Source organism: Paenibacillus barcinonensis (assembly GCF_003217495.1).
GTDB classification, from domain to species: Bacteria; Bacillota; Bacilli; order Paenibacillales; family Paenibacillaceae; genus Paenibacillus; species Paenibacillus barcinonensis.
Genome location: NZ_QJSW01000019.1, coordinates 24,389 through 50,315 on the forward strand (window position 1 = coordinate 24,389; position 25,927 = coordinate 50,315).

General features: G+C 48.3%; 26 protein-coding genes. 21 read left to right on the top strand and 5 right to left on the bottom strand.

Annotated features, from left to right (window positions below):
* Window positions 1–69 precede the first annotated feature (69 nt).
* From DFQ00_RS22120 to DFQ00_RS22130, 3 genes are all read left to right on the top strand, one after another.
* Complete coding sequence (locus DFQ00_RS22120; RefSeq protein ID WP_110898718.1) at window positions 70–1,068, top strand: pilus assembly protein; 999 nt, start codon at window positions 70–72, stop codon at window positions 1,066–1,068.
* A 15-nt stretch (window positions 1,069–1,083) separates the two neighbouring features.
* The gene (locus DFQ00_RS22125; protein WP_110898652.1) at window positions 1,084–1,590 is read left to right on the top strand and encodes an A24 family peptidase; all 507 of its coding nucleotides are present in this window, start codon (window positions 1,084–1,086) and stop codon (window positions 1,588–1,590) included.
* Between the two features lie 109 nt (window positions 1,591–1,699).
* The gene (locus DFQ00_RS22130) at window positions 1,700–3,496 is read left to right on the top strand and encodes a DUF6382 domain-containing protein (protein WP_167433800.1); all 1,797 of its coding nucleotides are present in this window, start codon (window positions 1,700–1,702) and stop codon (window positions 3,494–3,496) included.
* A gap of 86 nt (window positions 3,497–3,582) precedes the next feature.
* Here the strand turns inward: DFQ00_RS22130 and DFQ00_RS22135 are convergent, their stop codons facing one another.
* Window positions 3,583–4,494, bottom strand: coding sequence for a TIGR01777 family oxidoreductase (locus tag DFQ00_RS22135; RefSeq protein WP_110898654.1), 912 nt, complete (start codon window positions 4,492–4,494; stop codon window positions 3,583–3,585).
* Between the two features lie 187 nt (window positions 4,495–4,681).
* Window positions 4,682–5,149, bottom strand: coding sequence for a DUF2621 domain-containing protein (locus DFQ00_RS22140; RefSeq protein WP_174812251.1), 468 nt, complete (start codon window positions 5,147–5,149; stop codon window positions 4,682–4,684).
* Between the two features lie 168 nt (window positions 5,150–5,317).
* On the opposite strand from DFQ00_RS22140, the gene DFQ00_RS22145 reads away from it, so the two are divergent.
* Entirely contained in the window at window positions 5,318–6,424 is a 1,107-nt protein-coding gene (locus DFQ00_RS22145) for a deoxyribonuclease IV (RefSeq protein WP_110898655.1), read from the top strand.
* A 43-nt stretch (window positions 6,425–6,467) separates the two neighbouring features.
* Complete coding sequence (purU, locus tag DFQ00_RS22150; RefSeq protein ID WP_110898656.1) at window positions 6,468–7,361, top strand: formyltetrahydrofolate deformylase; 894 nt, start codon at window positions 6,468–6,470, stop codon at window positions 7,359–7,361.
* Window positions 7,362–7,462: 101 nt separating this feature from the next.
* Here the strand turns inward: purU and DFQ00_RS22155 are convergent, their stop codons facing one another.
* Window positions 7,463–7,939: a hypothetical protein gene (locus DFQ00_RS22155; protein WP_110898657.1), complete on the bottom strand. Its 477-nt coding sequence runs from the start codon at window positions 7,937–7,939 to the stop codon at window positions 7,463–7,465.
* Window positions 7,940–8,342: 403 nt separating this feature from the next.
* Here DFQ00_RS22155 and tkt point away from each other — a divergent pair, with 403 nt between their 5' ends.
* From tkt to DFQ00_RS22180, 5 genes are all read left to right on the top strand, one after another.
* The gene (gene tkt / locus DFQ00_RS22160; RefSeq protein ID WP_110898658.1) at window positions 8,343–10,385 is read left to right on the top strand and encodes a transketolase; all 2,043 of its coding nucleotides are present in this window, start codon (window positions 8,343–8,345) and stop codon (window positions 10,383–10,385) included.
* Between the two features lie 154 nt (window positions 10,386–10,539).
* A complete protein-coding gene (gene ppnP, locus DFQ00_RS22165) occupies window positions 10,540–10,857 on the top strand; it encodes a pyrimidine/purine nucleoside phosphorylase (RefSeq protein WP_110898659.1) in 318 nt (105 codons plus the stop codon).
* 184 nt (window positions 10,858–11,041) lie between these two features.
* Window positions 11,042–12,397 (top strand): glucose-6-phosphate isomerase, encoded by a 1,356-nt coding sequence (locus tag DFQ00_RS22170; protein WP_090918059.1) that lies wholly within the window; start codon window positions 11,042–11,044, stop codon window positions 12,395–12,397.
* A 191-nt stretch (window positions 12,398–12,588) separates the two neighbouring features.
* On the top strand, window positions 12,589–13,221 hold the full coding sequence (locus DFQ00_RS22175) for a YigZ family protein (RefSeq protein ID WP_110898660.1): 633 nt from the start codon (window positions 12,589–12,591) through the stop codon (window positions 13,219–13,221).
* 5 nt (window positions 13,222–13,226) lie between these two features.
* Complete coding sequence (locus DFQ00_RS22180; protein ID WP_110898661.1) at window positions 13,227–13,829, top strand: TetR/AcrR family transcriptional regulator; 603 nt, start codon at window positions 13,227–13,229, stop codon at window positions 13,827–13,829.
* Between the two features lie 173 nt (window positions 13,830–14,002).
* Here DFQ00_RS22180 and DFQ00_RS22185 read toward each other — a convergent pair whose 3' ends face one another.
* Window positions 14,003–14,404 carry a secondary thiamine-phosphate synthase enzyme YjbQ gene (locus DFQ00_RS22185; RefSeq protein WP_110898662.1) on the bottom strand — a complete coding sequence of 134 codons (402 nt, stop codon included), beginning with the start codon at window positions 14,402–14,404 and terminating at the stop codon, window positions 14,003–14,005.
* A gap of 256 nt (window positions 14,405–14,660) precedes the next feature.
* On the opposite strand from DFQ00_RS22185, the gene cysT reads away from it, so the two are divergent.
* From cysT to DFQ00_RS22240, 11 genes are all read left to right on the top strand, one after another.
* On the top strand, window positions 14,661–15,476 hold the full coding sequence (gene cysT, locus DFQ00_RS22190; RefSeq protein ID WP_110898720.1) for a sulfate ABC transporter permease subunit CysT: 816 nt from the start codon (window positions 14,661–14,663) through the stop codon (window positions 15,474–15,476).
* The gene (locus DFQ00_RS22195; RefSeq protein ID WP_110898663.1) at window positions 15,473–16,270 is read left to right on the top strand and encodes a sulfate ABC transporter permease subunit; all 798 of its coding nucleotides are present in this window, start codon (window positions 15,473–15,475) and stop codon (window positions 16,268–16,270) included. The genes cysT and DFQ00_RS22195 overlap by 4 nt, the downstream gene beginning before the upstream one ends.
* Before the next feature lies 1 nt (window position 16,271).
* Complete coding sequence (locus DFQ00_RS22200) at window positions 16,272–17,336, top strand: sulfate/molybdate ABC transporter ATP-binding protein (protein WP_110898664.1); 1,065 nt, start codon at window positions 16,272–16,274, stop codon at window positions 17,334–17,336.
* Between the two features lie 46 nt (window positions 17,337–17,382).
* Window positions 17,383–18,453, top strand: coding sequence for a sulfate ABC transporter substrate-binding protein (locus DFQ00_RS22205; protein WP_174812331.1), 1,071 nt, complete (start codon window positions 17,383–17,385; stop codon window positions 18,451–18,453).
* A gap of 189 nt (window positions 18,454–18,642) precedes the next feature.
* Window positions 18,643–19,089: a hypothetical protein gene (locus DFQ00_RS22210; RefSeq protein ID WP_110898722.1), complete on the top strand. Its 447-nt coding sequence runs from the start codon at window positions 18,643–18,645 to the stop codon at window positions 19,087–19,089.
* A gap of 225 nt (window positions 19,090–19,314) precedes the next feature.
* A complete protein-coding gene (locus DFQ00_RS22215; protein WP_110898665.1) occupies window positions 19,315–20,109 on the top strand; it encodes an MBL fold metallo-hydrolase in 795 nt (264 codons plus the stop codon).
* Window positions 20,110–20,256: 147 nt separating this feature from the next.
* Window positions 20,257–21,231: an RNA polymerase sigma factor gene (locus DFQ00_RS22220; RefSeq protein ID WP_244213960.1), complete on the top strand. Its 975-nt coding sequence runs from the start codon at window positions 20,257–20,259 to the stop codon at window positions 21,229–21,231.
* On the top strand, window positions 21,224–21,841 hold the full coding sequence (gene clpP / locus DFQ00_RS22225) for an ATP-dependent Clp endopeptidase proteolytic subunit ClpP (RefSeq protein ID WP_279630431.1): 618 nt from the start codon (window positions 21,224–21,226) through the stop codon (window positions 21,839–21,841). Before DFQ00_RS22220 ends, clpP begins: the two co-directional genes overlap by 8 nt.
* A 293-nt stretch (window positions 21,842–22,134) precedes the next feature.
* Window positions 22,135–22,509, top strand: a complete 375-nt coding sequence (locus DFQ00_RS22230) for a GntR family transcriptional regulator (RefSeq protein WP_110898667.1) — start codon at window positions 22,135–22,137, stop codon at window positions 22,507–22,509.
* Between the two features lie 5 nt (window positions 22,510–22,514).
* Window positions 22,515–23,381, top strand: coding sequence for an ABC transporter ATP-binding protein (locus DFQ00_RS22235; protein ID WP_110898668.1), 867 nt, complete (start codon window positions 22,515–22,517; stop codon window positions 23,379–23,381).
* The gene (locus DFQ00_RS22240; protein WP_110898669.1) at window positions 23,374–24,000 is read left to right on the top strand and encodes an ABC-2 transporter permease; all 627 of its coding nucleotides are present in this window, start codon (window positions 23,374–23,376) and stop codon (window positions 23,998–24,000) included. The genes DFQ00_RS22235 and DFQ00_RS22240 overlap by 8 nt, the downstream gene beginning before the upstream one ends.
* 470 nt (window positions 24,001–24,470) lie before the next feature.
* Here the strand turns inward: DFQ00_RS22240 and DFQ00_RS22245 are convergent, their stop codons facing one another.
* The gene (locus DFQ00_RS22245) at window positions 24,471–25,877 is read right to left on the bottom strand and encodes an aminotransferase-like domain-containing protein (RefSeq protein WP_110898724.1); all 1,407 of its coding nucleotides are present in this window, start codon (window positions 25,875–25,877) and stop codon (window positions 24,471–24,473) included.
* Window positions 25,878–25,927: the final 50 nt, after the last annotated feature.

Consider the following 25,927-nt stretch of genomic DNA (forward strand, 5'->3'; position numbering starts at 1 on the left):
TGGAGAAATTTGGACGGAGGGGCAATGGATAGAGGGATTCACGTTCATGATAAACGGTCAAGCATGAAGATGCAGCAACAACAGAGAATAACACGCCTAAACCAATTGAAGAGACTGCTTTTTCTAAGAGAACAGATGCCGGAAGCCAAGAAAGAACAGGGCAGTATGGTACTGGAAGCTTCGCTTGTACTGCCTGTATTTCTATTTTTTATTTTTTTTTTGATCTTCATTGTTCAGATGACACTAATCTCTACTGCATTGCAAAATACTGCCGGGGAAGCGGTGAAGCAGCTGTCGACAAAAGTGTATCCGGTCTCACTTGTCTTCAGTCCTTCAGATTCTGCTGGTGGAGAGGGGGGCAAGGAGGGAGGGAAGTGGCCGGAGCTTTCACTGACGGAATGGGCCGATGATTACGCCTCTTCTTTACCTTCACCGTTAAACGATTGGGTTCGGGCAGCTGCAAAAAGCGGCGAAGAACCGCTGCAAAGGATCAAAACAGCAGTGCTTGAGACGGTGCTTGATCCTGTGATCAAGCCGTTGCTACAGCCATTTGTTGAAACGACGCTGCTGGATATGGAGCGAATTCATGTTAATGGAGTGTCTATTCCCAATCTGAAGAGCAAAACGAATCCATATTTCAGACTTGAGCTGAGTTATGAGCTCCCTGTAAAAGTCCCCTTTCTGGGAAAATCACTACGAATTCAGGCTGCTGCGGCAGAACGCATATGGATTGGTGATACAGGAGAGGGAGCGGGTGGCAGTAAAGGAGATGGCGTCAGTGCAGATGCAGCAACGGTATTATCGAAGCCGGAACCGGCATTTATAGGGAATCATGCAACGATTAAAGTTCAGGTTGAGCCGGGAGCTTCGGCTAATCTTACGATATTTTACAAGTCGGGTGAGAGTTCTGCGAAGCACATTGGCTGGGCTGTTGCTGACGAAAATGGGATCATCGAGTGGACCTGGTTTGTTGGCACCCGGACGACAGAAGGGACATGGAGTTTTGTGGTGGAGACAGCGGCAGGTGCGCAGACGGAGACGACATTTACTGTAGCATCCCGAAAATAAGGAGAGGTGATCTAGGTGGAATGGTTTTATGCGGGCTGTTGCGTTTATCTTCTGGCAGCGTTTGTATCGGATATACGCTCCATGAAAATTCCGAATCGGCTGACAGTACCCGTAACGTTAGCAGGAGCGGCTGCTCATCTGGCATCGGGAGGGTGGGAAGGCATTGTGTTCTCGGCAGCAGGATTTGCTGCCAGCTTCAGCATTCTTTTTCTGATGTATATCATCGGTGCGGTAGGGGCAGGGGATGTAAAGTTGTTTGGGGGGATAGGTGCATGGACGGGCTTTTCTTTTGGCCTGCACGTTATTATTTCTTCCATTTTGTATGCGGGTGTAATTGGAATCATCATCCTGCTGCTTCGAAGAGATGGAGCAAAGCGATTACGGACGATGGTGTTTAATCTGTTCAGTTTCTTCAAGCTGGGCTCACTAAAGCTGGTGAGTCAGGAGAAAAGCTTAAAGTTTCCATTCATGCTGGCCGTTCTGCCCGGTTTCATCAGCTCATGGATGTACATGACAACATAACGAGTGTGTGCATGACACAGGTCATTTATCCTGCAACTAATAACATTAGAAAGTGAGGATCGGTATGTATGGATTAACGAGAGATTTTGTGCGAAATGGTGGAGCATTTATGACTTTGCAAAAAGAGAATGGACTTCACATACACGAGCTTAGCAGGGTGCAGCTTGGTATGTTAACCTCAAATCGAATCCCGCGTATACTGCCTATGCATACACGGGAGATTGATCAGAATGTAACGCTGCAGTACGATATCTCCGGTTATAAGATGTTATCTCAGATGCTGAGGTCTGGCCAGATTGCTCTACCTGTGCTATACAATCTTCTATTCCAGTTAGTTGATGCACTTGAAGAATGCAGACAATATATGCTGGAGCCGCAAAATGTATGGCTTCATGAAGAGTATATTTTTATTCAAGGGTCTGTAGAGCAAGGAGAGCTGGGTTTAATTTACGTGCCTATGACGGATGCCCGGCAGGAGGAGCATACTCCTCTGTTATTCCGTGATCTGGTCATTAGACTCATGGCATATGTGCAGGAGCTACAAGGAGAAGGGATTCAACGTGTGCTACAGCTATGTGATAGCGAACGTTGGAATATTCGGCAGTTACGTGAGCTGCTGCTGGAATTGTGCACCGGGAGTACAATCTATCCGGGAGTCGGGGGTGCGGGCCTGATGGAATCAGGAAATGAGCCCAGCTTTGTGTTAAATAAATCTGATGCCTGGGAGTCACCGGTTCAACGTCAGCCATCGTTTAAGGTGAATGAAGAGGCTATTGAGGGTGAAAACCTGCGTTCAAAGTCTTTTTTACATAGAAGAGTGGCTGAACATCCTTACTCGGACAACTCCATTTCTATCTCAAATGATAGGAAAGCGAAGCCTCTCGCTTCACAAATGCAGTATCCTTCTTTGGCCGGGGAGGAACAGGAGGATCCGAAAGAAAAACAGAGCGGGTCAACATCAGGCTCTTCAAGAACGACATATATTTGGCTCGTCTGCATGGTTTCAATAGCATTAGTCTGGAGGTTCATCTACATGGAGCAGCCAGGCCGGAACGAAATGCTGCTCTCCACTTCTCTAAGTGTGGGGCTTGCTGCAGCTGCATGCTGGATGTGGAAGCGAAAGGCAGGCTCTCGTAGTGAATCAAGCGATCCAAGGCCATTCCTTATTACCGCGTTGAGCCGGCGAAAAAATAAACAACCGAGGAACGAAGATGGCATGTATCAGGAGAACTGGCGATGGAATGCACCTGAAAAGTCGGGCGAAGCTGCAAACCTGCATCAGGAATTGTCATCTGCCATCTCTGAAAAGGAGGCCTCTACATTCTCTCGCTCAAGTAATGTCCATGCTGGTGTCAAGACGATGATGACTGCTGACATACCTGCTGCACACAGTCTGCACACTTTATCTGTACAGGAGCATAATGCCAGAACAGGTACAGGTACAGGTACAAGTGCACATACAAGTAAAGGAGAAAATGTATATTCAAGTTTAGATGATACTTCAGAACTGAGTGGCAAGGCTGTAGCTGCTGAAGCGACCGTAAATCTGCAGCAGCTGGCTGCCTTGGGTGCAGGAAGGAAAAGTGCTGATGTACCTGTATATTATCTGGAGAGGACTTCACAAGAAGGTGTACACAGCGAGCGTGTCGATGTGAGGGGGACCTCTTTTGTGATTGGAAGGGCTGCAGATATGGTTCAATGTGTAGACAATGCTACCGGGGTCTCACGTGCGCATGTAGAACTTAGCCGAAGCCCATCGGGAGGCTATGTCATCAAGGATCTGGGTTCTGTCAATGGAACGATGCTTCAAGGGAATCTGATGGCCCCATATAAGGAATATCCATTGGCGGATGGAGATACATTCATTCTTGCGGAGTCGGTTTATGTATATCGCGTGGCAGAATGAATGGCTCTGTTCCGTTCCGTTTATCCAATACATATTCAGGCTAGGGGCCGCTTGCAGGCATAATATGGTGTGAATTGGTCAGTAAGCTAATCAGACAATCCCCGATGCTTCAAGTCTTCCAAAGCCTGGGTCAGCGTAGGGAAGGTGAATTGGAACCCGTGATCCAGTGATTTCTGGGGAATGACCCGCTGTCCTTCAAGCAGAACTACAGACAATTCACCGACCACAGCTTTAATCAAAAATCCAGGAACGGGGAACCAGTGAGGGCGATGATAGACTTTGCCAACGGTACGTCCGAATTCATCATTCGTCACCGGATGAGGTGAGGAGGCATTGACTGGCCCTGAGATTTCCTTGTTGTGAATGGTAAAATCAATCAATCGTACAATATCCATAATGTGAATCCAACTCGTCCACTGCTTGCCACTGCCGATTTTACCACCAAACCCCAGCATATATGGAATTTTCATCAACGGAAATGCACCCTTTTTATGCCCTAGAACGAGACTGACCCGGATTTTGACCAGTCTCACGCCTTGAATGGCATCTGCCGCAATTTCCCACTGCTCCGATACTCGGGAAGGGAAATTCACCGATTTTTGCGGACTGCTCTCATCGAAGGTTTCATCTGAAGAGGTTCCGTAAATCGCCATAGCGGAAGCCTGAACCACGACTTCAGGCTTCTGCTTCAACGCTGCGACCAGCCGGGCGACTCGTGCAACGGTTGTCACCCTGGATTCCACAATCTCCAGCTTGGCTTTGGTAGTCCAGCGCTGGTTCAGCGTTTCACCAGCGAGGTTCACGAGAGCATCGAAGCCTTCAAGCTCTTGAGGTGTTTCTTCGAGCTGCTCCCACGATATATATGTAAGATTTTGACTTGGATTTTGCAGATCGGGCAGCTTGCGGGTGATTACTTTCACATGATGTCCGGCTTGCAGCCAGTAATCAACAAGAGCTCCTCCGACAAAGCCGGTTCCCCCACAAATGGCAATTTTCATATGTAGAACATCCTCTCTGAATAGGTCAAAAAGCTCCGAAGGGTAAGTGAAGTGTGTACAAAAGACTTACCCGCACGGAGCTGTTCTGTATTTAATTTAACCAATTTGGCCCCTAGTCTAACTGCTCTTTTTTATTATTTCCTTTGCCAGTTGGTGTATTATATTATATCAACCCAATTATGATTTATCATTTCATCAAATGGCGATACGGAGTATAGTCGATTTTGTTTTTCTCCAAAAACTTCACCAAAAACTTATTGTCCCGCTTTGGAGTTGCGATAATGTATCCTTTAATACAATGATCTCTGGACACTTCGGCAGCATTGTCTTCCACAGCAATTTTGCCTATCTCGGCTGCGATGGAATGCTTGGCAATATCACGAAATGGGCCAGGTACAGGCTCAACGAGCTGATCCAGAAAAGCTTTGGCTTCATCCGTCCATAAGTGACGGCTTGTCTCCACCCAGTAGTTTTGCCAATCCAGCTTGGACTTTCCGTCTGCCTTCGGCAGCACCTTGAGGAATTTGCGCATCATGAAAAACCCACCTATACACATGCTGCCTAGCAGCACGAGTGTCCAGAATGCAATCGTATTCATAAACCAGTTGCTGGGTGCATTGCTTGTCAGAATGTGGGTGTATGCATTAACAATCATTGCGGAGTCACCTCGGTTTATTGATTTTACGGGATGACGAAAAGCGCCGCCCGATCTAGCATCATCAGCTGTCAAAAATAGCCTCTAACCTGAATTATAGCGCATTTCTAGATTTATTTCGATAATCGCGTTATGATAAGGGATAATTCAGAAAAAGGGGGATCAATGATGCTGAAAATCGGCTCCCACGTGTCCTTTTCGGACAAGGGATTATTGAGTGCAACGAAGGAAGCGTCCTCGTACGGTTCCAGTTCGTTTATGATATATACGGGTGCACCGCAGAATACTCGCCGCAAGCCTATTGAATCCATGTTTATTGAGGAAGGCAAGCAGGCAATGCAGGCAGGCGGATTTGAGGAAATTGTTGTCCACGCCCCTTATATCGTTAATCTGGGCTCTTATAAGGACAGCACGTACAGACTCGCTGTAGATTTTCTTCAGGAGGAAATTCGTCGTACCCATGCCATTGGTGTGAAAAATATTGTCCTGCATCCTGGTGCGTTTACAGACAAGGATGCTCATTATGGCATTGAGCGTATTGCACAGGGTCTGAATGAAGTGCTGGATGGCATTCAGGAGACGGACGTGAATATTGCTTTGGAGACGATGGCTGGCAAAGGGACCGAGATGGGCCGCAGCTTCGAGGAAATTGCCCAGATCATCGAGAAGGTAACTTATAATGAACGTCTGACTGTGTGTATGGATACATGTCATATTCATGATGCCGGTTATGATATTGTCAATAATCTGGATGGAGTGCTGGACGAGTTTGATCGTACGGTCGGACTTGATCGAATTGCTGTAATGCACATCAACGACAGTAAAAATGCTGCGGGGGCACGCAAGGACCGACATACTCCTATTGGATCAGGATGGATCGGTTTTGAAGCGATCAATCGCATTGTAAACCATGAAAAATTAAACAATCGTCCATTTATTCTGGAGACGCCTTGGATTGGTAAAGATGCCAAAACGCAGCGCCCGATGTATGAGATTGAGATTGCATTGCTGCGAGGAGATGTAGAGGGCCGTTTCGGTCAGGAATTCCTGACCGACGTTGAACAGCTTCAGCATTTCTTCAAAGGCAAGGAAGTGCAGTCTCGTTCCTATGTGCTGGATGTATGGACATTGCTCAAAAATGATGCCAAAGCCAAAAAAGCTGACCCGCGTGAACCGCTGGAGCGGTTGTATGACATGGTAATCGAAGCGGCATTGTTCCCGCATTTGAATGAAGAGCAAGTGAATCATCGCTTGATTGCTTGGCTTGCAGGGTAACCCCTGCAAGTCTTGCCTAAATTAAAGGAGGAAGATTAACCCGATGGAGATTCATGCCAAACAAGCACGACCAGATAATCAAAACCGCGCCAATCGAGCGCGTATGCTCATTTCCTGCCCGGACGGTCCAGGAATTGTAGCCGCAGTATCCCACTTTCTGCATCAGCACGGAGCCAACATTGTACAGTCTGACCAGTATACGATGGACCCGTCCGGTGGTATGTTCTTTATGCGGATCGAGTTCGACCTTCCGCAGCTGGACAATAATCTGGAGCAGCTGAAAGCGGATTTCGCTGAAGTTGCAGGTCGTTTCGAGATGGAATGGACGCTTTCTGCGGTGAGTCGCAAAAAGAGACTGGCTATTTTTGTATCCAAAGAGGACCACTGTCTTGTAGAGCTGCTGTGGCAGTGGCAAGCTGGCGATCTGGATGCGGATATTGCGCTTGTTGTCAGCAATCACCTGGACATGAAGGACTACGTGGAATCATTCGGCATCCCGTACCACCATATTCCGGTTACAGCAGATACCAAAAAAGAAGCGGAGCAGCGTCAGCTCGAAGTGATCGGAAGCGATGTGGATGTGATTATTCTCGCACGTTATATGCAAATTATCTCCCCAATGTTTATCGAGCACTACCGCAATCGCATCATCAATATTCATCATTCCTTCCTGCCAGCTTTTGTTGGAGGCAAGCCGTATGCTCAGGCTTATAATCGCGGCGTCAAAATCATTGGCGCAACGGCGCACTATGTAACGGAAGAACTGGATGGCGGTCCAATTATTGAACAGGACGTTCAGCGTGTAAGTCACGGGGATGATGTAACGGAGCTGAAACGGATTGGACGTACAATCGAGCGTGTTGTGCTTGCGCGTGCAGTGAAATGGCATGTTGAAGATCGTGTGCTCGTTCATGAAAATAAAACGGTTGTATTTTAAGCTTATGCTTTAATACTGCGCAAGGTTGATCCGTAACCTCGCAATAGAATACACCACATGAAGTGTATGACATATCGTCGAATCAGGCGGCACCTGTTCTATTATTGAACCAGGGGCCGCTTTTTGGCGTGCACATATTTTCCGCATAGACCAAGCACTGCACCAAACAGGATATGTCCGGCAGTCCAATAAAGAATGGCTCCTGCGTCATTAAGGTCGGGCACTCGTGAAGATAAGGGAGCGAGGGGAATGTACAGCAGGGAGGAGACAGCACCGAGACCTAACCCCCTACTGAGGGGATGTCCTGAACGCTTGACCCACCAGATGTAGAAAATGCCAATGACAACAGATACGCCAAGATGCAGAGCAAATTCAAACCATTCAGGCAGATGTGGCGGAAGACCAGGCACAAAATCAATATTCAGCAGCAGGGTGTATACCTTTTCGCCTGTTAATGCCTGAACAGCCTTCAGAAAGAACCCCAGAACAACACCGCTAATCCATCCGGTTATGATCCCGGACAACCAGGGTAATGATGATTTTAACGAACGAGACGGGTGCCGGGTAGTATCGGGCATAGCAAATCCTCCTTGGAATGAAGTCATATTAACGTGTTTACCTGCGACTATCAGAGACATGAAGGTTTAATTGAAAAATAAACCGTACTCCTGCTTTCGAATCGAGCGCAAGGAGCATCTCATGTAAATTTCGCTGTAACCTCTAAAAAGTGTATGGTTTTCGAGTTAAAGGTTATACTTCATGCGATGGATTGGCAAGGTTCAGCAGATATCAGCCGAATTTTCCGTAACTTTCTAAAAGAAGGTTATGGAAAAGCTTCACGCCAAGTGATACAATACAAAAGTGAATAAGTCAAAATGAAACATTCAAGCGGATTCACTTATTGTTTATGCGGTTTGCTTGTATGATGAGAGGGATTCGCTTGCGCACCCGACTTATCTAAAGACATGAGGAGGACAAACCATGACTGACAAGAACGAAGCGATTCAAAAGGACGAGAACACCACAATCGACAATCTGTCGATTACAACCGTACGTACTTTGGCGATTGATGCAATTGAGAAGGCAAATTCCGGACACCCGGGTATGCCGATGGGCTCCGCTCCGATGGGGTACCAGCTTTTTGCAAAAACGATGACTCATAACCCGGACCACCCGACTTGGATTAACCGGGACCGCTTTGTGCTGTCCGCAGGACATGGCTCCATGTTGCTGTACAGCTTGCTGCACCTGAGCGGCTACGATCTTCCAATGGAAGAATTGAAACAATTCCGTCAATGGGGAAGCAAAACTCCGGGTCACCCGGAATTTGGACATACAGCTGGTGTTGATGCGACAACCGGACCACTGGGCCAAGGTATTGCAATGGCTGTTGGTATGGCTATGGCTGAAGCTCAACTCGGCGCAACTTACAATAAAGACAAATTCAACGTTGTTGATCACTACACATATGCAATCTGCGGTGATGGCGACCTGATGGAAGGCGTGTCCCATGAATCTGCTTCCCTGGCTGGACGTCTGGGCCTTGGCAAACTGATCATGCTGTTCGATTCCAACGACATTACGCTCGATGGTAAGCTCGATCTGTCTTCTTCCGAAAGCATCGCTAAACGCTTTGATGCGTATGGCTGGCAAGTGCTTCGCGTTGAAGATGGTAACGATCTGCCTGCAATTGAAAAAGCAATCAAAGAAGGTCAAGCAGACACTGCACGTCCTACATTGATTGAAGTGAAAACCGTTATCGGTTACGGAAGCCCGAACAAGCAAGGTAAAGGCGGCCACGGCGGTACTCACGGTTCTCCACTGGGTGCAGAAGAAGCAAAACTGACTAAAGAATATTATAAATGGGTGTACGAAGAAAACTTCCACGTGCCAGCTGAGGTACGCGACCACTTTGCTCAAGTTAAAGAGCGCGGTATCGCTGCAAACCAAGCTTGGGACGCGAATTTTGCCGAGTACAAAAAAGCATATCCAGAGCTGGCTGCTCAGTTCGAAACTGCGATCAACGGCAACCTTCCAGAAGGATGGGATCGTGATCTGCCTAAATATGCGGCAACAGACAAAGCGTTGTCTACACGTGTAGCATCCGGTAATGCCCTGAACGGTCTTGCGCATAATGTGCCGCATCTGACTGGTGGTTCGGCCGACCTGGAAAGCTCCACAATGACTCACCTGAACAACCTGACTAACTTTACTCCAGAAGACTATTCGGGTCGCAATATCTACTTCGGTATCCGTGAATTCGGTATGGCTGGAGCGATGAACGGTATGGCTCTGCACAGCGGTGTGAAAGTATTCGGCGGTACGTTCTTCGTATTTACCGACTACCTGCGTCCGGCTGTTCGTCTGGCTGCACTGATGAACCTGCCTGTAACGTATGTCCTGACACACGACAGTATCGCTGTTGGTGAAGATGGTCCTACACACGAGCCGATCGAGCAATTGGCTTCCCTGCGTATCATTCCGAACCTGACGGTAATTCGTCCAGCTGACGGTAATGAAACTTCCGCAGCTTGGGCTTACGCGCTGGAGAACAAGAGCAACCCGGTTGCCTTGGTACTGACTCGTCAAAACTTGCCGATCCTTGAAGGAACTGTAGAGGGTGCACGTGAGAACGTAAAACGCGGTGCTTATGTTGTATCTGATGCGAAAGACGGCAAACCGGTAGCACAAATCATCGCAACAGGATCTGAAGTACAATTGGCTGTTAAAGCTCAAGCTGCTCTGGCTGAGCAAGGCATCCAGGTTCGCGTAATCAGCATGCCAAGCTGGGATCTGTTCGAGAAACAAGACAAAGCTTACAAACAGTCCGTGCTTCTGCCCGATGTTAAAGCTCGTCTTGCAATCGAAATGGCTCACCCGATGGGCTGGGAAAAATATGTTGGGGACCAAGGCGATATTCTCGCAATCAGCACATTTGGTGCTTCCGCGCCTGGCGACCGTGTAATCCAGGAATACGGCTTCACAGTGGATAACGTAGTTAGCCGCGTAAAAGCTTTGCTATAATTGCATTGCTATATATAAATGGGCTGTCATGGGCGGAATGGCTTACAGCGGTTCTGGCTCGTGACAGTTGTTATTTCCACAGAGCAAGGGGCGGCATCGCTGTCCTGATCTGTGTTGCCTTTTGTTTTGATTAACTTCAGGGGAGCGGGTACGCATGTCACAATTCGATCAAGTCAGTGTAGTGAAGAAGGCCAACATTTATTATGATGGTCAGGTAACCAGCAGAACGGTTATTTTGGGGGATGGCAGCAAAGTGACGCTGGGCATCATGCTTCCAGGCAGTTATGAATTCGGAACGGATTCTCGTGAAATTATGGAGATTCTGTCTGGAGATCTGAAAGTACTGCTTCCCGGTGAAGAAGAGTGGCAAGAGATTCAAGGCCAAGCTACATTCCATGTGCCTGCCGAATCCAAATTTAAACTGGAGATACGCAGCGTTACTGACTACGTTTGCTCGTACCCGGCGGAATAACACAAGAAGGGGAACCAGAACCGCATCCCTGCGGATTCGGTTTGCCCTTTTTGCTTCTTGCCTGCTAACAGCCAAGTTCACGCTGCAAGCTTGTCAGCCCGGTGGATTTGAAGTATCCTTAGGCTAAGTTGTTTAAGCGTTGAAAACGGAAATAGTATACCGATATCAGGAGGTTTTTGAGATCATGGCAAAAAAAGTGACATTCGATTATAGTACAGCATTGCAATTTGTGAATCAGCATGAAGTGGATTATTTCGCTGAACCGATCCGCCTCGCTCACGAGCAGCTTCATAACGGTACAGGAACAGGCTCCGACTACCTGGGCTGGATCGACCTGCCAACAGCGTACGATAAAGAAGAGTTTGCCCGTATTCAAAAAGCAGCTGCCAAAATCCAAAGCGATTCCGAAGTGCTGATCGTTATCGGTATTGGTGGATCATACCTTGGAGCGCGTGCAGCGATCGAAATGCTGACACACTCCTTCTATAACAATTTGCCGAAAGACAAACGCAAAACGCCAGAAATTTATTTTGCGGGTAACAACATCAGCTCTACGTATGTAACACATTTGCTGGATCTGGTAGAAGGCAAAGACTTCTCCGTAAACGTCATTTCCAAATCCGGTACAACAACCGAGCCGGCAATTGCATTCCGTATTTTCCGTGCAGCATTGGAGAAAAAATACGGGAAAGAGGAAGCTCGCAAACGTATCTACGCAACAACAGACAAAGAGCGCGGAGCACTCAAAAAGCTGGCGAATGAAGAAGGTTATGAATCGTTCATCATCCCTGATGATGTAGGTGGACGTTATTCCGTACTTACAGCCGTAGGTTTGCTGCCAATTGCAACAGCTGGCATTAACATCGAAGAGATGATGCAAGGTGCGGCTGACGCTTCCAAAGAATATAGCAATCCAAATGTTGCCGAGAACGAAGCATATCAATATGCAGCGGTTCGTAACGCACTGTATCGCAAAGGCAAAGGCACAGAGATTCTTGTCAACTATGAGCCATCCCTGCACTTCGTATCCGAGTGGTGGAAGCAGCTCTTTGGTGAAAGTGAAGGTAAGGATTACAAAGGCATCTATCCTGCATCTGTGGATTTCTCTACAGACCTGCACTCCATGGGTCAATTCATTCAGGAAGGCAGCCGGAACATCTTCGAAACCGTTATTCAAGTGGCTGAAGTATCCGAGCATATCTCCATCGAGGCTGATGCGGACGATCTGGATGGTCTGAATTTCCTGGAAGGCAAAACAATGGATTTCGTGAACAAAAAGGCATTCCAGGGAACATTGCTCGCACATACAGATGGTCAGGTTCCAAATCTGATTGTGAACATTCCAGATATGACTCCATATTCGTTTGGATATCTGGTATACTTCTTTGAAAAAGCATGCGGCATCAGCGGATATCTGCTGGGTGTGAATCCATTTGACCAACCGGGCGTGGAGGCATACAAGAAAAACATGTTCGCTTTGCTGGGCAAACCAGGCTTTGAAGAAGAGAAAGCAGCGCTTGAAGCGAGACTTTCTGAATAATTCACAGCTACGCTCATATAGTTAAATAAGGATTGTAACATCCATTCGGGACACGGTGCTCTGCGGAATGCCGTCTCCCGGATGTGATCAAACAGGGCAGTTCATCCGCATGATGCGGGGAACTGCTTTCTTGTAAAATGAATGGTTGATGTAAGGTCAGGTTCACAAGTATCACAGAAAGTTGGATTAAAATGATGGAACGTTACCGTACGGTTCGGGGATCGGGCCAGCTGGAGATCGTGATCAAAAAGTCACGGTTTATCGGTCATATTATGCCGGTCACGACCGAGGCAGAAGCGATTGCTTTTATTGATGATATCAAGAAAAAACATTGGAATGCGACACATAACTGTTCTGCTTACATGCTTGGTGAGCGGGATGAGATTCAGAAGCAGTCTGATGACGGGGAGCCCAGTGGTACAGCAGGTAAGCCCATTCTTGAAGTGATCAAGAATCAGCAATTAAAAAATGTAGCGATTGTGGTCACACGTTACTTCGGGGGAATCATGCTTGGAGCAGGCGGCCTGATCCGTGCTTATACGGATGGAGCTGTAGCAGCGATCGAAGCAGGAGAAGTCATTACGAAGGTGCTGCATCGCGAAGTGTTTGTTGAGCTGGATTATACGTGGCTAGGGAAAGTGGAAAATGAGTTAAGAAGCCGGGACGTGCGTACAGGTGAAACTGCTTTCACCGATAAGGTTACGTTGACTTGTCTTCCGCCGGATAGTGAAACCGAGGCATTTATCGCCTGGATCACGGATTTGACGCAAGGGCAATCCCGGATCACGGAGGGACAGCGGCTTTATTTTATTGAAGGGGAATAAAATATATGGCTAGAAGAGCAGTCGAACAGGAGTTGTCGAGGGAGCGGATACTGGAGGCGGCGAGGCACCTTTTTATTACCAAAGGATACCGCGCCATTTCGATGCGAAGCATCGGCCAGCATCTAGGCTATAGTCATGGGTCGCTGTATTATCATTTCAAGGAAAAAGCAGAGCTGTTTTATGCCATCGTGGTAGAGGATTTTAACCATCTGGGGCATCTGCTGCTGCAAGCCATGGTCAGGCCGGTTGCAGGCGGTGTGAGCAAGGTTGAGCACATTTTGATGGAATTCATCCGGTTTGGTTTGGAGAACCCTTATCAATATGAGATCATGTTCATGATTCGGGATGAGGAGCTGTTGTCCTACTGTCGTACTGAGCAAGGGCGTTGCTTTGAATTGTTCGCATCCATCATTCGGCAGTATATGAAGGAAGAAGGCTGTTCCGAAGAGGATATACAGCATGTACCACGTACGTTGTTTCTCGCTCTGCACGGATTCATATCGTATTATATTCAAGATCGTTTGACGTTTGCGGAGATCGAATCTTCCGCGCTATCTCATGTCAAAGTGTTGTGCCGTAACTTGGGCCAGCAGCCTGGCGTGCAATAACTGGCGCTTTTGCTTGCGTCCCCACACTTCAGGACGGTGATTTGTCATAACATTAATTCTTTATAACGTTATCATGCGAAAGCTACAATCCGCAGAAGACGAACACAGGCGGCTCCGATCCGAATTGATCGGGAGGACCGCCTGTTTATGTTTTCTTTTTTTTGCGATGTCAACTAACCCTCCATAATTTTAATGAAATACTCCCGATGACGCGGTCCGTCGAACTCACAGAAATAAATGCCTTGCCAGCGTCCTAAAAGTAGTCTGCCCTCATGTAAAATGACGGTCTGAGACGGCCCGGTGGTTATGGATTTCAGATGCGAGGCCGTATTGCCTTCTGCATGAAGGTACTGAGGATGCTCCCACGGATATACTTCATCGAGACGTAACAGGACATCATGCTTCACATCAGGGTCTGCATTTTCATTAATCGCAATGCCTGCGGTGGTGTGCGGACAGTAGATCAGTACGGTTCCGCTTTGAATGCCGCTGCGTTGAACAACCTGTTGTATTTCACGTGTGATATCCTTCATTTCATCGCGTGCAGAAGTGGTTATGCTTTGAGTAAATAACATCCTTCATCGCTCCTTAACCTTGTTTTCTCTCTCTATCATTTTACCGTTAAAACTTGTGGCTTCACCACCTCCATCGTTCGAATAAAAGCATTGACGATTAGCACTGCAAACTGGTAAAGTATCAGATAAGAAAAATTCCAAGTAGACTAATGGGAATAATGATAAAGTAAACTTATCCAACTTAGGTAAATGTCGTATGATGTCAGGTAGACTGCCGACCGGAGCTAAAGCCGGAGGCTGGGAGGGAACACAGCAAATGAACACCGTTCTTCGTCACAAGGGATGGACTTGGGGATTTCGCAGTACAGTATTGTTATATTTCGTCGTGCTCATCGTGCTTCCGATTATCGGAGTATACGTCAATTCCTTCTCGGAAGGATGGAGGCATTTTGCCGAGAGTATTGTGGACCCGATTGCATGGAAGGCGGTGCTGTTAACCGTGCGTCTGGCCGTGATCGCTGCTCTGCTGAATGTGGTCATGGGCACGATGATTGCCTGGGTGCTGACAAGATATCGCTTCGCTGGCAGATCATTTCTGAACAGTCTCGTCGATTTACCGTTTGCTTTGCCAACGGCTGTAGGCGGGTTGATGATTATGCTGCTGCTCGGGCCGGTGAGCGCTGTTGGCAAACTGGCTTCCTCGCTGGGCTTCGAGATTGTTTTTCATCAGCCTGCCATCGTTATTGCGATGACCTTTGTTACGTTTCCTTTTGTCATTCGCGCGGTGCAGCCACTGCTGGAAGAGATTGATCCTTCCGAGGAGGAGGCCTCATACACGATGGGGGCTTCCAAAGCACGCACATTCATGCAGGTCATACTGCCATCCATGGCTCCAGGTATGATTAGCGGTGGGATGCTGGCTTTTTCCAGAGCGCTGGCTGAATTCGGAGCCGTTGTACTGGTTGCAGGAAATATTCCGGGCAGAACGCTGACAGCCTCCGTCTTCATCTATGGAGAGATTGAAAGTGATAACCCGACAGGGGCAGCCGCAGTATCAGTACTGCTGCTGACGCTCTCCTTCCTGATCCTCTGGCTGATTAATCTGGTTCAGATGCGGGGGAGAAGACGATGAGAAGACTATTAATCGGACTGACATTTGCGGTATTTACCCTGCTGCTGATCATTCCGCTTGCACGAATTTTGATTGGTGCATTTGAGGACGGAGCGGGCGGTTTTGTTCAGGGGATTATGCGTCCCGAAGCACTGCATGCATTGATGATGACGGGACTGGTTGTTCTCGTAGTAACCTTGCTTAATACGCTGTTTGGCATCATGATGGCAATCTATCTGGTTCGTGCAGGCTGGCTGAGTGACCGGGTGAAGGGACTACTCAACAGCATTGTGGATTTACCTTATGCAGTGTCGCCGGTTATTGGCGGTTTGATGATCGTTTTGCTGCTCGGACCGAACAGCATTATGGGTGGTTTTTTTGAGGGCATCGGATTTAATGTGGTGTATGCCTTCCCAGGTATGGTTATTGCCACGTTATTTGTTACGTTTCCACTGATGGTGAGAGAGGTAATGCCTGTTCTGCAAGAGCTTGGTTCACAGCAGGAGGAGGCAGCATCTACACTGGGTGCCTATGGCTGGAGAACGTTCTGGAGTGTAACCTGGCCTTCCATCCGCTGGGCAGTGGTTTACGGTCTGGTTTTGACCGTAGCACGCTCATTGGGTGAATTCGGGGCTGTACTGGTCGTATCCGGTAATATTATGAACAAAACGCAGACGGCAACAACGCTGGTATATCAGGATGTAGAGAATTTTAATGTGTCAGCTGCGAATGGCGTGGCATTGGTGCTGGTAACCTTCTCCGTCGGGCTGCTGCTCCTGATGGAATGGGCCAAGAAGCGAAAGGGAGTGCATTGAGATGCATGTGGAAGTTCGTAATCTGAACAAACATTTTGGTGATTTTCATGCGGTAAAAGATGTCTCGTTCGATATTGCCAAAGGCCATCTGATCGGTCTGCTTGGTCCCAGCGGAGGCGGGAAAACGTCGATTCTGCGGATGCTCGCAGGGCTTGAAAGCCCGGGCTCAGGAGAGATTCGTTTCCACGGAAAGGTCGTCAATCATCTGCCACCGCAGGAGCGGGGCATCGGATTTGTCTTTCAGAATTATGCGCTGTTCAAACATATGAGCGTATTTGATAATATTGCGTTTGGTCTCAAGGTGAAAAAAACACCCAAAGCCCAGATTCGTGATCGAGTAATGGAGCTCGTGGAGCTGACAGGGCTGAAAGGGTTCGAACAGCGTTACCCACATCAATTGTCGGGTGGACAGCGTCAGCGTGTAGCCTTTGCCAGAGCGCTTGCGCCAGAGCCGCAGCTGTTGCTGCTGGATGAGCCGTTTGCCGCTATTGATGCGAAGATTCGTCAGGAGCTGCGTTCGTGGCTGCGGGAGCTGATTGAGCGTGTGGGCATTACATCTATCTTTGTTACGCATGATCAGGACGAAGCGATTGAAGTGGCAGACGAGATCATGATTATCAGCCAGGGAAGACTGGAGCAGAAGGGAACCCCTTGGGATATTTATAAAAACCCGCAAACGCCATTCGTGGCGACTTTTATTGGCGAGTCTACGGTGGTGGAGGATGCTTCCCAGCTAAAAGGCTTTGAGCATGCGGTTCAGGGCAGCAATACACGTGCATTGATTCGACCAGAGTACATCGAGATCGGGTTAAAGAATGAATTTACCATGTTATCGGCAACGGAAAAAGGCACCGTCAAGCATCTTCACTTCCGCGGCAGTGAGTGGATGGTGGAAGTTGAGGTGCGGGGCCACAAGCTGATTACGTATCGCTCGCTGGAGAAAACCACGCTGGAGATCGGGCAGACCATTCGTGTGCTTGTGCACCGTGCTTATTTGTTTAATGACTCGGAGAGCTGGATTGTGGAGAACCGACTCAAGGAAGATCCGATGCCGGTCATGATCTAGAGCCCGTTATTGTAAGGGGAATATAGAAATGAAAGAAGGAGCAGCTATGCAGACGAGCCAAAACAAAAAGAAATTCATCTCTCTATACGTCATTCTGATGCTTGTGCTCGTCTGTGTAACTGCCGGATGCAGCAAGCAGGAGGGGCAGGCGCAGTCATCTCCGGTCTCAGGTGGTAATTCATCTCATACGTTGGTAATTGGTGCATATAGCGTAGCGAAGGATGCCGTGGGAGAGCTGCTACCGAAGTTTCAGGCGGAATGGAAGGCGAAGACGGGACAAACGATTAACTTTCAGGAGTCATATGAAGCTTCAGGAACACAGGCGCGAGCCATTGTTGGCGGGTTTGAGGCAGATGTTGCCCTGCTTGCGATGGAAAGCGACATTGATAAGCTGGTGAAGGCCAAGCTGGTCACAACGGATTGGAAGCAGACCCCGAATGCGGGCATGATTACCCGTTCAATTGTTGTTCTGGGTACAAGAGCAGGCAATCCCAAGGGCATCAAGGACTTTCAGGACTTGACCAAGCCTGGTGTGAAGGTGTTATACCCGAATCCGAAAACTTCCGGCGGTGCACAGTGGGATATCAACGCCATCTACGGTGCAGGACTGAAGCTGTCGGAGGAGAGGGAAGGCCAGAAGGACCCTGCTGCAGCGAAGGCGTTTCTGGAAGAAGTGCATCAGAATGTCGAATCGCTGGACAAGAGCGGCCGATCCTCCATGGCAGCCTTCGAATATGGTGTGGGCGATGTCATCGTGACGTACGAAAATGAACTGTTAGCCCGGATTGCAAAGGGAGTCAAGTATGATATCGTGGTGCCGAAAAATACCATTCTGATCGAAAATCCCGCAGTAGTGGTGGATAAATACGCGGACAAACACGGTAATCGCGAGCTGGCAGAGGCGTTTATCGCTTATCTGCGGACGCCTGGAGCACAGCGGATTTTTGCGAAGCATGGCTTCCGCTCGGTAGACCCGGATGTATTCGCGGAGACGAAGGCCTCGTTCCCGACACCGGCAGGTCTGTTTGATATCAACTATTTGGGCGGATGGGATGAGGTGCGCAAGACACTCTATTCCAAACGTGGCGTATGGTATCAGGTGCTTGCAGGCTTGTAACAGCGACTTTCCAGGTTATTCTGTCATCGGAGTGGACTGTGTAAAATCTTTAGTTACAGCTAATATCGGCATGTGAGCCTTCATTTCGCGTATGTGGAGATGGAGGTTTTTTTCTGCCAAAAGGTTATAATAGGGAGTATACTAATGCACAAGCTGGCATAATCGTAGTTGCAGAAAGGCGTGACAGGAATGAGTACAGAGATCAAATTATCCCAAAGTACCGCGATTCGACTGGAGCAGGCCCGGGGAAAGGGCATGCCGGAAGCGGATATTCTCAAGGCAATTCAAGCCAAGGACGTGGCGGCATTTGATGCCGTGTCCGAGGAACATTATCGCTATGATACCTTTTTCTCTTATGCGGACGAGCACGGCGAGAAGCTGGAGGAAGCCCTTCTGAACGGGTATCGAATTACGTTTAATACTCGCGGTGGACTGGGCATCTGGCTGGAAAAGGCATTTAATCTGCAAGCAGATAAGGATTTCACGGTAGGTGAGGGCATCATCACAGGTTTGCAGTTGACTGCTGCCCAGGCAGAGGTGCTGGAGCAGCGCCTGGCATGGAACTGGGTCATTACCGATGCCAAGGAGATTCCTGCGGGCCGTGAACTGACCTTGAAACTGCGTGCGCTGGTGTGAGCGAGCGCCTTCTTCATGATGTCTGACAAGGGGTTCCACAGGTCAGACGACAGACTTTCCCGGACAGCGGTAATGAGCTGCAACGGGAGAGTCTTTTTTTTGCAAAAGCGGAGGTAGAGGATTACAATTTACATAGAATGTTTGAGATCAAGCGTAAGGGTCAAAGAACAAAAGAGTATAACATCTGAGCTGATCGGGCTTCAGGGAGCGAGAGGGGAATGCGGAATGAATCAGCTCACATTTCTGGGCACAGGCGATGCTATGGGTGTTCCACGGGTGTATTGTGATTGTGAGGTATGTATGGAGGCCAGGCTAACGGGAGAGAATCGACGCAAGCGTTCATCGGTACTGATCCACGAGGGCGGTCACGTTCGAGATAGGTATGAAGACAGAAGGTTTATGATTGACTGCGGACCCGACTGGCGTTCCCAGATGGAGGATCAGGGCATACGGATGGTGCACACCCTGCTCATTACACATGCGCATTTTGATCATATCGGCGGTTTGCCGGAATGGGCGGATGCGTGCCGCTGGCTGGGGGTGAAGGGCAAGCTGTATGCTCCGCGTGAGGTGATCGTCACGATTCAGGCGCAGTTTCCGTGGCTTGCTCGTCATATGGATTTTCTGGAGACGGATGACGGAATCGAAGTGGGTGGATGGAGCATTCGCTCCTGGAAGGTATGTCACGGGCACAATGGATACTCGTATGCTTACCGACTGGAACGTGAGGGGTATGCGTGGGCATACTGTTCGGACGCAATTGATCTGAAGAAGCAGGAGAAGGTATTGCTGTATGGACTCGACCTGCTGGTGCTGGGTACGAGCTTTGTGCATGAGCTGGCAGAATTTTCGACGCGTTCGGTGTATGATATGCAGGAGGCGCAGGAGCTTTTGCGGGAGCTGCAGCCGAGGCAGACGTATTTTACACATATGTCTCATGATGTTGATGTACGTCAGAATTACAGCCTGGATCAAGGTATAACGGTAGCTCTGACAGGCATGACGGTGAAGCTGGGTTAAGTCTGAGATGAGCAGCATGGGATGAGCCAGATTAGCATATGAAAAAAAATGAAGAAGAGCGTATCCTTCGTAGGGGCTTCTTCGTTTACATAGTGAAAGTCATCTAAATTAGTATCAATCAGGAACCAGCAAAGGGGGGCCCCCGAGATGGCCTTTGTGAAGTCCGTAGATCGTCAGATCAACAGTATACAGCATGAATGGAACAATACTACGAGCAGTTACTACATGACAAATGAATCAAACGAGCGTAATACAGATTATCCCACATACGGCATGGCTGTAGCTAATGCAGCTCAGGTCATGGGCAGAAACCAGGATATGGCGGGAGAGAACCGGCCAGAATCAACCCTTCCACATGTATTGCCGGACCTGATGGGATCTTTATATGCGTATTGCCTTTCACTGACCAAATCGATGAACGAGGCAGAGGATCTGATGCAGGAAACCTGTCTCAAGGCGTTATCGTCTGCTGCGGCTCATGCTGTAAAACGAACGGAGGCGTTCAATTGGGAGGCTTATCTGATTCGGATCGCACGGAATACGTGGATTGATGCAATCCGCAAGCAGGAGAAGCTACGATCCATAGTGGATGGTCTGAAACCTGTGATGTCAGCGTATGTGGAGGAAGAGCCATGGGAAGAGCTGGAGTCGGCGGTAAGTGTTCTGATTCGGGAGCTTTCACCGTTGCAGCGAGTGATTTATATATTGCGTGAAATGATGGGATATACGGCGGCAGAGACTGCAGGTATGCTAAATACAACCGAAGGAGCTGTGAAGGCGGCTTTAAATCGAGCCCGTACGGCCTTGAGCAAGGTGAAGCAGCAGCTGGAGGAAGCCGGAACGGATGCCATATTTGAAATGAGTTCAGTGGGAGGAGCTGCTGATGCAGAACAGGAGCAGCTTCGAAGCTATCTATTGGCTTTCCGACAGGGGGATACGGCTCGTCTGATTGACCTGTGTCTGAATCGGATGTATGATCCGATGGCTGTGGCGGGTACGATTCTGCAGAGCACTTTGCCGTCTACATCAATGCAGCCAGTGATGGCGTATCATGAATATACTGCTTTGGATATGAATTCAATGTCTTATCGAGTCGGTTATACGATTCTCCTGGCTGCCTAATGATAAGGAGGCGACCCGGCATATGAATGTAGTACCTTATGTAGTGGAGCAGACCGCTCGTGGTGAGCGGAGTTACGATATTTATTCACGTTTGCTGAAAGACCGCATCATTATGGTGTCGGGAGAGATTGAGGATCAGATGGCCAATGCCATTGTGGCCCAGCTGCTGTTTTTGAGTGCAGAGGACCCGGATAAGGATATTCAGATGTACATTAACAGCCCTGGGGGCTCGGTGACAGCAGGGTTCTCGATCTATGATACGATGCAGTTTGTGAAGCCGGACATTTCAACGATCTGCACAGGCATGGCTGCCAGCTTCGGCACAATTCTGCTCGTGGGCGGCACCAAAGGAAAACGCATGGCGCTGCCCAACAGTGAGATCATGATTCATCAGCCACATGGCGGTACGCGCGGGCAGGCATCAGATATGCTCATTCATGCGAATCGCATTATTCAGCACCGCCAGCGTCTGAACCAGCTGCTGGCAGATCATACAGGCCAGCCACTGGAGCGGATTGAGAAAGATTCCGACCGTGACTATTTCCTTACAGCGGCGGAAGCGGTGGACTATGGTCTGGTGGATAAGGTAGTTACAGGTCCTGGCGCTTGAATGTAAATGCACGCTAAGTGTAGGCTAGGTGTAGGCAAAAGTGAAGTTTGGTGTGAAAGTAAGTATTACGAATAAGTATGTGAAAGAATACGAGCAAAAACCGGGCTGTCTCTAGCCAGTTTGTGTTTCAGGCGGCAAGCCTTGCAGGGATGACAGGAAACTGTCGTCCTTTTTTATTTTGATGCAGCGCGTTGAATTGTAAATTTGACTTAAACCAGGCATAGTGTATATATTATATATATACACTATGCCTGGTTTGTTCGTAAGATGTAGATGTGATGAGGTGAAAACACATGAATATTCGGATATCCAATGCATCAAGCGACCCTATTTATATTCAGATTTTATCCCAGATTCGGCAGAGCATTCTGAACGGAGAACTCGCAGCAGGGGATAGTCTGCCTTCCATTCGGCAGCTTGCTAAGGATTTGCAAGTCAGCGTCATTACAACGAAACGTGTGTACGAGGAGTTGGAAAAGGAGCAGCTGATTGATTCCGTAGTTGGTAAGGGGAGCTTTGTGTCCGGTGCAAATCAGGATTTTATCCGGGAGAGACGTATGAAACAATTGGAAAGCAAGATGCTTGAGGTTATTCAGGAAAGCAAGGCACTGGGCATGAGTTCGCAGGATTTGATTCATCATCTTACTTTGCTGTTAGAGGAGGAATAAACACGATGAACGCTATAGAATTCCGAAATGTGACAAAAGCCTACCCATTATTTAAGGTGCACAACATATCTATGGATGTAAAGGAAGGATACATCACAGGACTCATCGGCCCAAACGGAGCTGGAAAAAGCACCCTGATCAAAATGATTACAGGATTAATTCATCCCGATCAGGGAACATTGCGGACGTTGGGCAGTGAAATGCCAGAACAAGATGTAGCTGTCAAGCAGCGCTTGGGAATTGTATCCGATGAATGCTTTTATTACGAACATCTGACAATCCGAGAGATGGCCCGTATGATTGCTCCCTTTTACAGCTGCTGGGATCATGCTTTGTTCAACCGTTACCTGGAGCAGTTTGAACTGTCTCCCAAAAAGAAAATTCAGGATTTATCCAAAGGCATGAAGATCAAATTTTCCCTTGCGGTAGCTCTGTCACATGATGCCGATCTGCTTGTCATGGATGAACCAACATCGGGTCTTGATCCCGTTTTTCGGAGGGAGCTGCTTGATCTTCTGGCGGGAATGATTCAGGATGAGACGAAGTCTATCATTTTCTCGACACATATTACGACAGATCTAGAGCGCATTGCGGATTATATTGCGTTTGTTAACCAAGGCAAGATCATTTTTAATGAAGCCAAAGACGATGTACTTGAACGCTACACCATTGTCAAAGGAGACATGGAGCTCCTGGATGCCGATACCCGGAGACATTTCATTGGTATTAGAGAAACAAGTGTTGGTTTTGAAGCGTTGTCAGATAACAAAGCGGAAGCACAGGATCTGTTTGGCAACGAGGCGCTACTACACAGGCCCGCCTTGGAAGACCTCATTTATTTCACCGCAAAAGGGGGACGTCAGCATGTTTAATCTGCTTCGCAAAGACTTTATCGTTCTGAAAAGCTCCTTGTGGACAATTGCACTGTATTTGGTGGTGTTCAGCTTCGCTTTTATTCCAAGCAGTGAAATGTCTATGTATTTTGTGGGTATTTACACCGCTTTTGGCTCGATTATGCTAGCGACGATGATCGATATTAAAAACAATAATCATAACTTTCTGGTGACTCTCCCAGTCAGCCGCAAACAGATCGTGAAAGCCAAGTACTTGTCCTCCATTCTGTATGCACTGTTTGGAGTGTTAACCTCTTACGGAATTCACAAGCTGGTTAAACTGAATTATCCTGAGTTGAACAAACCCCATTATTCATTATTGGATATTGTTATCTCGCTGGGCATCGTACTTGTGCTGGTGTCGATCTACATGCCACTTTTCTATGCACTTAGCAAAAAGGGGGCGGGCATCATCAATACTATATTTTTGATCTGTATGATTATTCTGGCCCAGCCTGCTGCGTTTCTTCTCCATATGGCTGGTAAGAAAGGACTGGGTACAGCGCCAGTTATCTCAGCAGTTTCCGTGGCCATTATAGCGCTGTTTCTCATTTCGTATATCGTTACGATTCGTCTCTTCGAGAGAAAAGACCTGTAAGCCTGTTGATTTATGGACGCACTCATCAACATCTCTATATGCCCTTCCGGTGGTCGCTATCGCTAACGATCTCAGAAAAGCTTATTTATTGCATTTCAGGGTGTTTTAAAATGTAACGATCTCCAGTAACGCTATTTCATATAATCTATGCGATTTACGGCCATTTCCCATCAAAAATGCTAGATTAGCGTCCACTGAGATCGTTACATTTTTTCAGTAGTGAAAAACGCTTGAATAAGGCTTCTGGTGATCGTTAGCGTTAGCATATCAACAAAGGCAGCGGTGAGCCAGTTTCATCCTAGGCACAGAAATGTCTAATGGAATCTTTGGCAGGTCCCAAACTGTAGTTATACGCTCAATCTTTCCACGTTCTGAAGTTCCCAAGTTCCCAAGTTCCCAAGTTCCACACTCCCATGTCCTTTCCTTTATCCAGTGCGAGGTTAATCCTCCCTGTCCTCTACTGATTCGTTTTAGCTTCTCTCCGCCAAAGTGATCAGTCTGTGCATTCCCTCTCGAATCTGCTGCTCACGGGCGTAGGAGAAGGAGAGGCGAAGCTTGCGACTGCCGGAAGTATGCGAAGGATCAAATACCGTCCCTGGCACAAAAGCAACCGAGTGCTCCATGCTTCGATGCAGCAGCCTGCCTGTGTCTATTCCTTCGGGAAGCTCGGCCCAGATATTCAGGCCGCCCTCAGGACGAGTCCATGTCCAGTTGGTCTCCTGCAGACATTGCTCCATCACTTCCATGCGCAGCTGAATCGCGGTGCGTAGCTTGGACAGATGCTGATGCATGCGTTCGGATTGAAAATAGCGCAGAAACAGCTTCTGATTCAGCAGCGGTGATCCGTTATCCGTCAAAGCTTTGATCGCCTTTAGTCCTGGCATAAGCTTCGGGCGACACATGATGGCTGCAATCCGCAAACCCGGCACAACGTATTTGCTATAGCTGCGGATGTACAACGTATGCCCGGAGGTATCGTAGGTAAAGATGGGTGCCGGGGGTTTCTCTTTAAAATATATATCATATGTGCTGTCGTCCTCCACCAGGAAGCAGCCGTATTGCTCAGCCAGCTCCGGCAGCTGTTTACGCTGCTCCACCGAGATGTTGATCCCGGTTGGGTTCTGAAAGGTCGGTGTCATATAAAAGAGCCGCGGCTTCTCTGTTCTCATCAAATGCTCAATCTGTTCCAGATCGTAGCCTTCCGGGTGGATATCGGTGAAGACGAGCCGTGCACCCTGTTTGCGGAAAATCTCCATGGCAGGGCCGTAGGTTGGTCGTTCGATCAATACCTTGTCTCCAGGTTTGACCAATGCACGGGAGATGACATCAATGGCCTGCTGTGCACCGGATGTAATTAGCACTTCGTCAGCAGAGAGATAGAAACGTTCCTTGCTCGTCAGATGACTAGCCAGACTGCTGCGCAGCTCCAGATCACCCTGGATGGTTGAATATGTGCCGAGTAACCGAGGATACTGGTCCAGCAGGTCACGCATTAACTCGCCCCAGTATCGGTTGGGCAGCAGAGCAGGATCAATCAATGACTTGGAGAATTGATATTCAGCCTCAAGGGATTGGACCCGGTCGAGCGAGTCCCAATGAAGCCAGGCAGACACGGATGGATCATCCGCCTGTTCTGCTTCCGCTAATGGTTTGGCGGGACTGATATAATAACCCGACTTGTCTTTGACATAGACAATCCCGCGCTGCTTTAACTCCTGATACGCCTTAAATACCGTTAGCCGATGTACGCCGAGCAGTTCGGACAAGCTTCGCACCGAGGGCAGCTTCTCCTGTTCCGTCCATTCACCTGCTTCGATCCGCACCATGAGATAATGAATGACCTGCTCGTACCGTTTCATGCTGTTATCTGTCATCATGATAGTTTCACCCACCCGCTTCACGCTCCTTCTGAGCCTTATTGTAACAG

Bases quoted from the DNA above. Each gene is read 5' to 3' on its own strand.
- DFQ00_RS22120 (WP_110898718.1), top strand. From the start codon at position 70: ATGCAGCAACAACAGAGAATAACACGCCTAAACCAATTGAAGAGACTG.
- DFQ00_RS22130 (WP_167433800.1), top strand. From the start codon at position 1,700: ATGACTTTGCAAAAAGAGAATGGACTTCACATACACGAGCTTAGCAGG.
- DFQ00_RS22135 (WP_110898654.1), bottom strand. From the start codon at position 4,494: ATGAAAATTGCCATTTGTGGGGGAACCGGCTTTGTCGGAGGAGCTCTT.
- DFQ00_RS22140 (WP_174812251.1), bottom strand. From the start codon at position 5,149: ATGATTGTTAATGCATACACCCACATTCTGACAAGCAATGCACCCAGC.
- DFQ00_RS22145 (WP_110898655.1), top strand. From the start codon at position 5,318: ATGCTGAAAATCGGCTCCCACGTGTCCTTTTCGGACAAGGGATTATTG.
- purU (WP_110898656.1), top strand. From the start codon at position 6,468: ATGGAGATTCATGCCAAACAAGCACGACCAGATAATCAAAACCGCGCC.
- DFQ00_RS22155 (WP_110898657.1), bottom strand. From the start codon at position 7,939: ATGCCCGATACTACCCGGCACCCGTCTCGTTCGTTAAAATCATCATTA.
- tkt (WP_110898658.1), top strand. From the start codon at position 8,343: ATGACTGACAAGAACGAAGCGATTCAAAAGGACGAGAACACCACAATC.
- ppnP (WP_110898659.1), top strand. From the start codon at position 10,540: ATGTCACAATTCGATCAAGTCAGTGTAGTGAAGAAGGCCAACATTTAT.
- DFQ00_RS22170 (WP_090918059.1), top strand. From the start codon at position 11,042: ATGGCAAAAAAAGTGACATTCGATTATAGTACAGCATTGCAATTTGTG.
- DFQ00_RS22175 (WP_110898660.1), top strand. From the start codon at position 12,589: ATGATGGAACGTTACCGTACGGTTCGGGGATCGGGCCAGCTGGAGATC.
- DFQ00_RS22180 (WP_110898661.1), top strand. From the start codon at position 13,227: ATGGCTAGAAGAGCAGTCGAACAGGAGTTGTCGAGGGAGCGGATACTG.
- DFQ00_RS22185 (WP_110898662.1), bottom strand. From the start codon at position 14,404: ATGTTATTTACTCAAAGCATAACCACTTCTGCACGCGATGAAATGAAG.
- cysT (WP_110898720.1), top strand. From the start codon at position 14,661: ATGAACACCGTTCTTCGTCACAAGGGATGGACTTGGGGATTTCGCAGT.
- DFQ00_RS22195 (WP_110898663.1), top strand. From the start codon at position 15,473: ATGAGAAGACTATTAATCGGACTGACATTTGCGGTATTTACCCTGCTG.
- DFQ00_RS22200 (WP_110898664.1), top strand. From the start codon at position 16,272: ATGCATGTGGAAGTTCGTAATCTGAACAAACATTTTGGTGATTTTCAT.
- DFQ00_RS22205 (WP_174812331.1), top strand. From the start codon at position 17,383: ATGCAGACGAGCCAAAACAAAAAGAAATTCATCTCTCTATACGTCATT.
- DFQ00_RS22210 (WP_110898722.1), top strand. From the start codon at position 18,643: ATGAGTACAGAGATCAAATTATCCCAAAGTACCGCGATTCGACTGGAG.
- DFQ00_RS22215 (WP_110898665.1), top strand. From the start codon at position 19,315: ATGAATCAGCTCACATTTCTGGGCACAGGCGATGCTATGGGTGTTCCA.
- DFQ00_RS22220 (WP_244213960.1), top strand. From the start codon at position 20,257: ATGGCCTTTGTGAAGTCCGTAGATCGTCAGATCAACAGTATACAGCAT.
- DFQ00_RS22230 (WP_110898667.1), top strand. From the start codon at position 22,135: ATGAATATTCGGATATCCAATGCATCAAGCGACCCTATTTATATTCAG.
- DFQ00_RS22235 (WP_110898668.1), top strand. From the start codon at position 22,515: ATGAACGCTATAGAATTCCGAAATGTGACAAAAGCCTACCCATTATTT.
- DFQ00_RS22240 (WP_110898669.1), top strand. From the start codon at position 23,374: ATGTTTAATCTGCTTCGCAAAGACTTTATCGTTCTGAAAAGCTCCTTG.
- DFQ00_RS22245 (WP_110898724.1), bottom strand. From the start codon at position 25,877: ATGATGACAGATAACAGCATGAAACGGTACGAGCAGGTCATTCATTAT.